The organism is Streptomyces sp. 8P21H-1, from assembly GCF_013302945.1.
Genome location: NZ_JABTYA010000256.1, coordinates 32389 through 42199 on the forward strand (window position 1 = coordinate 32389; position 9811 = coordinate 42199).

9 protein-coding genes and 1 pseudogene are annotated in these 9811 nt (G+C 65.6%); 6 read left to right on the plus strand and 4 right to left on the minus strand.

The genetic code is table 11. The features are described from left to right. Positions 1–73: 73 nt before the first annotated feature. Together HO151_RS05180 and HO151_RS05185 are read right to left on the minus strand one after the other, a co-directional pair. Positions 74–676: a TetR/AcrR family transcriptional regulator gene (locus tag HO151_RS05180; RefSeq protein ID WP_173894924.1), complete on the minus strand. Its 603-nt coding sequence runs from the start codon at positions 674–676 to the stop codon at positions 74–76. A 330-nt stretch (positions 677–1006) separates the two neighbouring features. Then, entirely contained in the window at positions 1007–1912 is a 906-nt protein-coding gene (locus tag HO151_RS05185; protein WP_254594738.1) for an SDR family NAD(P)-dependent oxidoreductase, read from the minus strand. A 679-nt stretch (positions 1913–2591) separates the two neighbouring features. Between HO151_RS05185 and HO151_RS05190 the strand changes: the two genes are divergently transcribed. The 3 genes from HO151_RS05190 to HO151_RS05200 are packed head-to-tail and all read left to right on the plus strand — an operon-like array spanning position 2592 to position 5250. After that, on the plus strand, positions 2592–3422 hold the full coding sequence (locus tag HO151_RS05190) for a CPBP family intramembrane glutamic endopeptidase (protein ID WP_173894926.1): 831 nt from the start codon (positions 2592–2594) through the stop codon (positions 3420–3422). Then, entirely contained in the window at positions 3419–4573 is a 1155-nt protein-coding gene (locus tag HO151_RS05195; protein ID WP_173894927.1) for a sensor histidine kinase, read from the plus strand. The genes HO151_RS05190 and HO151_RS05195 overlap by 4 nt, the downstream gene beginning before the upstream one ends. Beyond that, positions 4570–5250 carry a response regulator transcription factor gene (locus tag HO151_RS05200; protein ID WP_173894928.1) on the plus strand — a complete coding sequence of 227 codons (681 nt, stop codon included), beginning with the start codon at positions 4570–4572 and terminating at the stop codon, positions 5248–5250. The genes HO151_RS05195 and HO151_RS05200 overlap by 4 nt, the downstream gene beginning before the upstream one ends. A gap of 672 nt (positions 5251–5922) precedes the next feature. Here HO151_RS05200 and HO151_RS07430 read toward each other — a convergent pair. Further along, positions 5923–6177: a hypothetical protein gene (locus HO151_RS07430; protein ID WP_254594739.1), complete on the minus strand. Its 255-nt coding sequence runs from the start codon at positions 6175–6177 to the stop codon at positions 5923–5925. Between the two features lie 279 nt (positions 6178–6456). Then, a complete protein-coding gene (locus HO151_RS07435; RefSeq protein WP_254594746.1) occupies positions 6457–6513 on the minus strand; it encodes a hypothetical protein in 57 nt (18 codons plus the stop codon). 134 nt (positions 6514–6647) lie between these two features. On the opposite strand from HO151_RS07435, the gene HO151_RS05215 reads away from it, so the two are divergent. The 3 genes and pseudogenes from HO151_RS05215 (at position 6648) to HO151_RS05220 (ending at position 9599) form a co-directional block, all read left to right on the plus strand. Continuing rightward, positions 6648–7415: an AMP-binding protein gene (locus HO151_RS05215; RefSeq protein WP_368039428.1), complete on the plus strand. Its 768-nt coding sequence runs from the start codon at positions 6648–6650 to the stop codon at positions 7413–7415. 29 nt (positions 7416–7444) lie between these two features. Beyond that, a pseudogene (locus HO151_RS07440) lies at positions 7445–7602 on the plus strand (IS630 family transposase); the annotation flags it as partial. A 1337-nt stretch (positions 7603–8939) separates the two neighbouring features. Then, complete coding sequence (locus HO151_RS05220) at positions 8940–9599, plus strand: LuxR C-terminal-related transcriptional regulator (protein ID WP_173894931.1); 660 nt, start codon at positions 8940–8942, stop codon at positions 9597–9599. Positions 9600–9811: the final 212 nt, after the last annotated feature.

The following is a 9811-nucleotide window of genomic DNA, read 5'->3' on the forward strand; positions in this document are numbered from 1 at the left end:
GTTGTAGTGGCTGGTCTTTGCGGCGGTTTGATGTCGTCGCCGGAAAATGGACCAGGCGACGGCATCAGACCGCCTACGCGTTGTCCCGTGAGCCGATCCGCCAGCCTCGGAGCAACGTGCGCAGCGCCTGTTGGGCGAGCCACCGTGCGCGCTCGCTGCCGACCGTGTGGATGGTGCCGAGTGAAGCCATGCCGTACAGCGTTCCCCAGACGATGTCGCAAGCCTCGTCGAGGTCGGCCAGTGCCACGTCGTGGGTCTGTGACCAGGTTGTGAGCAGCTGCTTCAGGACGCTGATGGCGGGGGCGGCCGCGCGCCAGCGCTCTTCCGCGTCGACGGCGTTGCCGATCATGACCTGATACAGGTGCGGATGCTCGCCGGCGAACCGGACGTACTCGGACGCGAGCTGCATCATGCGCTGGTCGATGTCGGGCTCCCGGGCGGCCTGCTCAAGTTCGGCCATCATCAAACGGTGGCCGACGGCGACCAACTCCAGTACGAGAGCATCCTTGTTGGCGAAATACTGGTAGACGATAGGCGCGGCGTATTCGACGTCGGTGGCGATGCGCCGGATCGTCAGCGCCGAGACGCCTTCGGTTTCCAGGACGTGCAATGCCGCCTCGATGATCCGTGCGCGGGTGCTCGCGCGTTCACGGGCCCGCCTGGTGCCGGTCGGCACAGTTGTCACCTCGCTTCGAGCGTGTTGCCGGCGCCGAGCCGCGGCGACCCCGCTGAACAGCTACCTTAACAACGTCAGAATCCTTCGTCCGGACTCTCCGCGGCACGCCTCGAACCGTCCCTGCACCTCGGCCGCCACCCGCTCGTCCGGCTCACCCTGTTGGTCCTGCGAACCTCGGCGACGGGTTCATGGTGGGGGCAACGCCGGGGTGGACGACTATCTCGCCGTCCTTATTGTCGGCCGCCGCCACCGCTGCGTCCGCGGCCAGCGCCGCTTGAGCGTCGATCCATGGGTGCTATCCGGTATGTGTTTCCCCGGCACCGTCGCCGGTCATAGGTTCACCTCGTGCAGCCGCACCGCCTCGAGGTAGTCCCACAGGGCACGCTCACGCTCGACGTCATAAGACTCGTTCGACGAGGGCGTCACGCGGCTGCGGTCGACGTACGAGCCGGACGGTGCGGGCGTACGTCCGGTGACGGTGGCGGCGAGCCGCCGTCCGGCCGTCGCGGCGTTGTCGATGGCCGGCGTCACTGTGAGCAATGGCACCACCCGGTCGTTGAGGAAGCGTGCGAAGGGCTTGGCGTGCCGGCCGTGCCCGGTGGCGGGGACCAGTCCGGGGCTGTGCGCGACGATGTCCACGCCGTCGGGTAGGCGCCTCGACCACTCGTGCACCAGGTACATCGCCGCGAGCCTGCTCGTCGCGTACGCGGTGTACCCGGCCGCGACGGTCGCCGGCGACGGGAAGGCGCCCGGCCGGGCCAGGACACTTGGGTCAGCCCAGCGCGGAGCTGGGGTCAGTCCGTACGTGTGTCGTAGATCCCCGAAGTGTGTGCCGCTGTTGGTGAGCACGATCCGGGCCGGGCTGACGAGCCGGGACTCGAGTGCACGCAGCAGCAGATGGTTGGCGAGCACGTTCACGGCGAAGGTGGTCTCCAGGCCATCCGGTGTGGTGTGCAGGGCATCGGTGAACTGGACGCCTGCGTTGCCGACGAACCCGCGCAGTGGCGGCAGTTCTCCCGCGTCGAGCAGGGCACTCACGGTTCGGCCAGCCGACTCCACGCTGTCGATACTTGCCAGTTCGGTGTTCACGACCGTGACCCGGTCGTGGGCCCGCAGCTCACGCATCGCCTCGGCGCTGGTGGACTCTCGGGCGAGGACGACGAGCCGGAGCTGCGGGTCGTCGTGCAACAGGGCGGCAGCTGCGAAGCGTCCGATCCCTCGGGTTGCGCCTGTCATGACGAGTGTGTGCATGTCTTGCTCCAATCCATTAGTTGACGAGATCGGCAACGGTCGTATTTCTGAACGGCACCGTCCTGACCCATCCGGCGGGTGCGCCACTGATGTGACGGGGCGGCCCACGGCGGCGGCTAGGGGCTCCGTCGTGCACAGAAGAGTGAGATCGCGGGGATCAGTGGTGAGCCACATGGCGGCCTGCCGTTGCTCTGCCAGCGGCGCTGAGTCCTTGGTCTCGGCCTTCTGCGGAAAACTCGACGCCCCGTCTCCACAAGCAACGCTGCTGAGGAAACCGTGGTGCCGAGAGTGGAGGCGCTGCAAAGGCCGGAAACCAAGATGCGCATACGCGTCGGGGCCTCTCCCCGAGCATGCTTTCTAACGACGTTAGAATTTCTGACATCGTTAGACTATGCACGGCGAGACGGTGACGTCAAGTAAGGACGCATGGCGAAAGGACGCATGGCGAGCGGCCCACGCGGGTAGCGGGACGCGGTGAAGGGATCGCTCGATCACGACGTCGGCGACGCTCTCCATTGATCCTTCCGCGCCTGCTGGTCAGGGCCTTGTCCCCCGAGCGAGCTACGCGCAAGTGTCCACTGCGCGGTGACGATCTCCGGGTCTTTGACCCATAGCGTTCTTGCTAGCCGCGGCGCCCCGACCGCGGGCTGGTGAAGGAGTCGTCATGCGTTTCGTGAAGCAGTTCCTGGCCGTGCTGGCGGTCATGGTGGTGTGCGGTCAGGTGACCAGCGCGGTGCAGGACAACCCGTGGCTGACCCTCGCCGCCGGCTTGCTGTCAGCGGTCCTGGTCATCCTCACCTACCGCTGGATTGTGCGGCGCACTGAGCATCGCGACGTCACCGAACTGGCCGGCGGTGGTTCGCGGTTCGTCACGGGTGTGCTGATAGGCGCGGCGATGTTCGCGTCGGTTGCGGTCAACCTGGCCTTCAATGGCGGCTTTCACGTCAGCGGCACCGGCTCGGTGCCGAACACGTTCGGTATCTGCGGGTTCATGGCGGCCGCCGCCGTGACCGAGGAGGTGCTGTTCCGAGGTGTGCTGTTTCGGATCGTTGAAGAGCGGATCGGCACGTACCCGTCACTGATCCTGACCGGTGTGGCGTTCGGCGCGATGCACCTGCTCAACGACAAGGCCACCCTCTGGGGGGCGCTGGCCATCGCCGTCGAGGCCGGGTTCATGCTGGCCGCCTGCTTCGCCGCCTTCCGCAACCTGTGGGTGCCGATCGGCCTGCATTTCGCCTGGAACTTCCTGCTCGCCGGCATCTTCAGCCTCACGTCGTCCGGCAACGGCCTCGGCAAAGGCCTGCTCGACGTCTCGATCACCGGTCCGGAGCTGTTCACCGGCGGCGAGTTCGGCCCCGAGGGCGGCGTGGCTGCGGTCGGCGCAGGCGCCGTCCTGACCCTGATCTTCCTGGTCGTGGCCCACCGTCGCGGTCACGTCATCTGGCCGGGCGGCCGGGGCGCCGACGTCGCCGCGAACGCTACAGTTGCCCGATGATCGACGTCAGGCGCGCCGCGGAGCGGTGGCGGAGGCTCCCCGTCCCGGTCCGCGACCTCCCCCTGGCGCTGGTGCTCGCCCTCGCCTCGCTGGTGCCCGAGGTGAACAGCCACGGCACCCAGCTCGGCGACGTGCCCACTCGGCCGCTGGACGCGTTGGCGATCGCCGTCGTCGCCGTGGAGTGCCTGCCCCTGGCCATTCGCCGCTGCTGGCCCGCCGCCAGCCTGGCGCTGGTGTCGCTCGGGTTCGCAGCCGACCAGCTCCGTGGGTACCACACCCTCGCCGCCACCGCGCTGACCATCGCTGTATTCAGCGCAGGTGCCCACCTGGAGCGGTACCGGCGCACCACCGTCGTGCTGGTCACCGTCGCATACGTGCTGCTGGCCGTGGCGCTCACCGGGAACGGCGGGTCAGAAAGTCCGGCTGGCTTCGCCACGTTCTATGCGGGGATGGCGGTGCTGTGGTGGTTCGGCTCGTCCCTGCGGACCGCCCGCGCCGCCGAGGCGGAACGTCGGCGGGCCGTGGCCGAGGCGAGCCGAACGGCCGAGCGCACCCGCATCGCTTGGGAACTGCACGACGTGGTCACCCACCACGTGACGGCGATGGTGGTGCAGGCCGAGGCGGCCCGCTACCTGACTGCTAACCCAGAACGCTTGGAGCACAACCTGACCGCGATCACCGGTGCCGGCCGCCGCGCCGTCTCCGACCTGCGCAAGCTGCTCGACCTGCTGAACCCGGAGCACGGAGCCGAACCGCGCACCCCGTCCGTCGGGGAGCTGCGCGCCCTGGTAGAGCAGACACGGCAGGCCGGGCAGCCTGTCGAGTTTACCGAGGACGGCACGCCCCCGCAGACGGCCGGCAGCACCGAGGTCGCGGTGTACCGGGTCGTGCAGGAGGCGCTGACGAACGCCCTAAAATACGCGCACGGCAGCCGCACCCTCGTCCATGTGCTGTACGCGCCGGGCGGGACGACAGTGCAGGTCAGCACCGAGGATACGGAGTCGCGGCATGCGTCCCCGGGCGGCAGCGGCCGCGGCCTGGCCGGGCTGCGCGAGCGCGTCGAAGTCCTCGGCGGCGACTTCAGCGCGGACGCCAGAGCGGGCGGCGGCTTCGTTGTCCGGGCGCGGATTCCGGCCAGGAGCCGCTCGTGAGCACATCTAAACCATCCGGGGCCGCGCCGACCACGGTCCTTATCTGTGACGACCAGGCGCTCATCCGCATGGGCCTAGTCACCATCATCGACGCACAGCGCGACATGGAGGTAGTGGGCGAATGCGGCGACGGGCAGACCTGCGTCGAACTCGCGCGCAAACTCACGCCCGACGTCGTGGTCATGGATATCCGCATGCCGGTCCTCGACGGCCTCGAAGCCACTCGCCTGCTGGCGGGGGCCGGGGTCGCCCACCCCCTCAAGGTCCTCGTGGTCACCACGTTCAACCTGGACGAATACGTCTATGAGGCATTGCGCGCCGGAGCGAGCGGCTTCCTGCTCAAGGACGCCCCGCCCGACCGCCTGCTACAGGGAATCCGCACGGTGGCCATGGGGGCGGCGCTGCTGGACCCCGACATCACCCGCCAGCTCGTCGGCCGGTACGCGGCTCGCATCCGCCCCGTCCGCGGTGCCGCCACGGACATCCCGCTTACCCCCCGCGAGCTGGAGGTGCTGCGGCTGATCGCGGACGGCCTCTCCAACAGCGAGATTGCCGCCGCCTTGGTCATCAGCCAGGAGACGGTGAAAACGTTCGTCTCCCGCATCCTCACCAAGTTGAAGCTTCGCGACCGCGTCCAGGCGGTCGTCTACGCATACCGGCACGGCCTGGCAAGCTGAGCGCCCCGGAGGCCGGGAGGTCCGCAGGCGGCGTTCGGGGAGCAAGGTGTGCAAGATACGGGTGCCGATGTGTCCGACCAGGTCTGCCAGGACGTCGTACCTGAAGGCCGCTGTCGGATGGACAGTGGAGACGACGGTGTCGCGCGCGGTCTCCAGGGCGACGGTGAAGGCGACTCGGTCTGGGTCGGTGCCAGACCGAGTCTCCACGACCGTGACCATGACGGACCGCAAAGCCTGATAGAGGGTGGGAAGTCCCCATACTTCCTAGGTGAGTCCGCCAGGGTTCTTCGAGCGCAGGACGCGGCCCTTGAGGAGTGTGTGACGCAGTGCCAAAGGCTGTCCCGTAACTCCAAAACCTGTTTGCCGGTGTCCGGGTCGAGTGACTTCGCCGGGATCCCGTTGAGGTCAAGAGTCTGGATTAAATCTGACAAAAGGATCCGACCGTGATGGCCCGCCAGCCTCTGCTGCGAGTTGCGGGACAGCCTTCAGGTAGGCGCACTCGATCTCCCAGCGCTCGTGATACAGACGGACGACCTGGTGGGCGGGGTCGGTGCGGTGGTCGGTGAGTGTGGTCAGTAGCCGATAGGTCTCGCCAAAGGTGCTGCCGTCTGCGGTGCGGGTGCGGATCTCGGCTTCGATGACGCGCAGGGCGGGGCCAGCGATGTGCGTGAGTTAGGAGCCGTCGGGCAGGAGCGTCAGGATCGGCGGATGCCGACGACTGGTGCAACGGACCAGGAACTCTGCGCCGCGGCGCGCGGTCTGCGCGAGCAGGTCATTGGTGTGGAAGGCGCGGTCGGCCAGGAGCAACATGTCCGGGGTCAAGTTCGAAGTCAGCTGCTGGGCGTAATACATCTCGCCCCTGGCCACGGGACCGAAGTCTGCAGCGATCAGGCCGCGGGTCCCGGTCTCGCACAGTGTCATCAGCATCAGTCTGGGATATCCGGCCTGGCCGAGCCGACTGGCAGGGCGGCCGAGCCAGGACCAATTCCGTTCATGGTCGGGGACGATCAGGCTGCTGCACCCGTCAAAGGCGACCGTACGCCAGCGTCGGTAACTCACCCCAGGAGTGGACGGCTTGGCCAGCGGCCCTGCCAGCGCCTCGAAGAGCCGCTTGACCGGAGCCGGGCCGATCCGCCGGCGCAGGTCACGAAGTGCCTTCTCGGAAGGTTCAGGGACGCGGACGGTCAGCCCCGAGACCAGCTTGATCTACACAAGGCGAGCGCCGAGATGCTCGAACAATCCCAACGCCATGACGAAGTACATGCCAACCCGAGAGGGAAGACGATGCAGCCGTTGTTCCCGTGCTTCCTCTCCTCCAGAACCGCATCAACCAACTCCGGTGGCAGAACCTGTGTCAACTCTCCCAAGTTCCCAGGTGCAAACACGTCTTGACCGCCGTGGCGACCATCTATGCCGCACTCGAGGCCCGGCCCGGGTGTGCGGCCGACACCTCCGGCCTCCGTTTCGCCGTCTGCGGAGCGGCGCCGGCGCCGGGCGGACGGCTCACCCGGTCCGAGGCCCGGTTCGGGTTCCCGGCCATCGAGGGGTACGGCCTCTCCGAGGGCAGCGTCGCGTCCACGATCAACCCGCTGGCCGGTCCGCGCAAATCCGGGACGGTGGGCATTGTGCTGCCGGGCCAGGAGGTCGTGATCGTCTCCGGGGAGGGCAAGCCTCAGCCAGCGGGCCAGCGAGGCGAGGTCCTCATCCGCGGAGCCAACGTGATGCGCGGCTACCTCGGCCGGCCGCAGGAGAGCGCTGAAGCCGTCCGCAACGGGTGGCTGCACACAGGCGATGTCGGGATCCTCGACGAGGACGGATACCTGCGCATTGTGGACCGCATCAAGGACTTGATCATCCGCGGCGGAGAGAACATCTACCCCAAAGAGATCGAGGAGTGCCTCTACCGCCATCCCGCGGTACTCGAAGCGGCCGTGGTCGGCAAGCCCCATGACAGGTACGGCGAGGTCCCGGTCGCCTTCGTCGCCACCCGGCCGGGCACCGCTGTGACGGCGGAGGAACTGCAGGACCACTGCCCGGCGTCGCTTGCCCGATACAAAATCCCCACCGAGGCGGACGTTCTCGAGGAGCTGCCCAAGAACTCCGTCGGCAAACCGGACAAGGGCCCTCTGCGCGCGACAGTGTCCGGCTCTCGTCGCAGCGGTTGATCACGCGGCTGTCGGCCTGTCTGCTCGTCTTCGAGGAGTTCGGGCCGCCCAGAATCCGGCCCAGCGCAGGCTCGGCTGGGCCGAACGCACACTTCCTGACCGAGTTCCGACTACCTACCACCGCACTCATGAGGTGCGCTGCTTCCACGGCTGCTACTCGGTCGGCAACGACCGACTGCGAGGCGTCACGCCGAGCACGATTTGATGACCTGCGGTGCTCATGCCATCCATCCTGGAATCTGAAGCGCGCTATGGGTCGAACACGCGCATGACACCGAGACCATCGACGCTGGCTTCTGATCTCCATGTAGCTCGGGGGTGTGAGCTGTCACCCGAGCGAGCTACGAGGGAGAGACATCCCTGGGGTGACGCGTCGCAAAGGACTTGGTCGTAGGTTTGTGTCGTCGCCGCACATCCCTGCAAGCGGCGGACCACGGCTTCGCGCACCGTTCAGGCGCCTATCTGAACATGTACCGTCTCTGGCCAATTGTTGATCTTTTTGGAGGCACCCTTGAACCGCATACTCATGTCTGCCGGTCGTGTCCCCCGTCGTGGTGTAGCCGATCACGGCCCGGCACTCCGCTTCGAAGCGTCCGGATACGTGGCGCTGCACGGCCGTTGTGCGATCACCGCTGGTCCCAGCTCGACGAGCCTCAACGGGGCTTCTGGCGAGGGCGATTCGGGCCGTGGCCTGTGGGTTCAGCCAATTTGATCGGCTACACCACTCGGCGGGACGCCATCTGTCTGCCGCCGCGGTTCCTCCGTTCTCGACCACGGAGGGGACCTAAGGCTGCAGGAATTCACCGCCCTGGTCGGTCCGGGACGAGGAACATTGCGGTCACCAGGTTGGTGCGCGACAAACACGGAGGCCCGTTCACGGGGACCACAAAGATCTGCTTTAACGACACTTGATGAAAGTCCTGGCTCCGGTCCCTCGACGCACGATAAATCGGCCGATGGCCGGTGGCTGACCCGGGTGACGCTCAGGAAACCGAATGCAAACATTGTCGCGCCGCTGGTCACGATTCAGACAGTCCTCCCGCGGGCAGAAGAGCGGATCCATCGTGAACTTCAGTTCGGGCGCCAACGTCAGCGTCGCAGTGTCGTTCATGCATCTATCTCTCACCGAGACCGCGTTTTCAGTTGGATCCGCGGTAGCGTCCAAGCGACCGGGACAAACTGCAGGTTCGGACTGCCAGGCCCACTGCCTCACCTTGACCGGTCCGTCGGCGGCCCGGACGATCGCCTTTGGTAGTCGAGGGGAGGAAAGCCTTTCCCTGACGACCTGGCTGCGGTGAGCGGGATCCGCAGGATCGCCTCGTCCTGACGCCCGCGCGCACCTAAAAGCCCTAGCCTACCCGGCGGCCTCTCCTGCTCGGCCGTTCATGATTAGCTCGGCGAGAACGAGCTTCGGTCCGCTATGCCCGGATCTCCTGCAGCTGCTCAACCACCCCTGTGCGAAAGGCATGCGACCGCCTTCTCCGTTGGATTGATCATTTGTCGTTCCGGGCTAACCATTTATCTATGGAATGGCATGAGATCGAGCTCGCACCTCAAGCCGGAATGGAAGAGAATGTGAATCACGTCAGTCGATTGGCCAGTATTGGCATGCTGGTTTCCCTCAATCAAAAACGCGAGGTGGTCCACGGAAGTGCAGAATTGCTTGAGATCCTCGGCAGGAGTCCTGGCGAGATCTACGGTCAACAATTTCATGATCTAGTCGATCCCGATTGGCGCGAACCAGTGGATCACCTCCTTGTTCAATCATTCAATGGATCAATATCCAACTTTACTACTAAGATTGTCCTACCGAGAGCTGCCGCCTCGCCGCTTATTGGCCTAGTCGTAGCCACGGCTCTGCGGAGTAGCACTCCGGACATGAGTATGGTCGTCCTGTCGATACACGCAGTCGACGGAGTGAATCTATGCGATGTCAATAATGAGTGCAGCCTAAGCGCAATGGATGCCAAAATCCTGGAAGGAATTTCAATTGGGTTGACGTCTGAGACTTTGGCGTCACGGCTATTTATCAGTCGTCAGACAGTTGAATATCGCATTGGTCGACTACTGAGGCTAACTGGCATGCCGAACCGGGTGTCGCTGGTTGCTTATTCCTATTCGGCTGGAATTCTATGCGAGGGTGTCTGGCCTCCTAGAGTCGTCAATGGCGTCATCGGCGGATGATCCGATAGTGAGCCTCTTCTAAAATCGTCCTGGATGGCCAGAGCCATCCGCTGACTCTGCCTCGCGCTCAGCGCCCTGCCGTTCATGCGCCAGGGCATCAGAGGCTTAGGGTCTGCCGGAGAATAAGGTGTTGCTTTGTGTGGTTCAGGTCGTTGATCTGGTATGGGTGTGTCTGGTGAAGTTCGCGATCAACTGGCTGTGAAGTTCGGGGT

Coding starts and splice junctions, on each gene's coding strand:
- HO151_RS05185 (WP_254594738.1), bottom strand. CDS start 1,912: ATGACAGGCGCAACCCGAGGGATCGGACGCTTCGCAGCTGCCGCCCTG.
- HO151_RS05190 (WP_173894926.1), top strand. CDS start 2,592: ATGCGTTTCGTGAAGCAGTTCCTGGCCGTGCTGGCGGTCATGGTGGTG.
- HO151_RS05195 (WP_173894927.1), top strand. CDS start 3,419: ATGATCGACGTCAGGCGCGCCGCGGAGCGGTGGCGGAGGCTCCCCGTC.
- HO151_RS07430 (WP_254594739.1), bottom strand. CDS start 6,177: ATGCTGATGACACTGTGCGAGACCGGGACCCGCGGCCTGATCGCTGCA.
- HO151_RS05220 (WP_173894931.1), top strand. CDS start 8,940: ATGGAATGGCATGAGATCGAGCTCGCACCTCAAGCCGGAATGGAAGAG.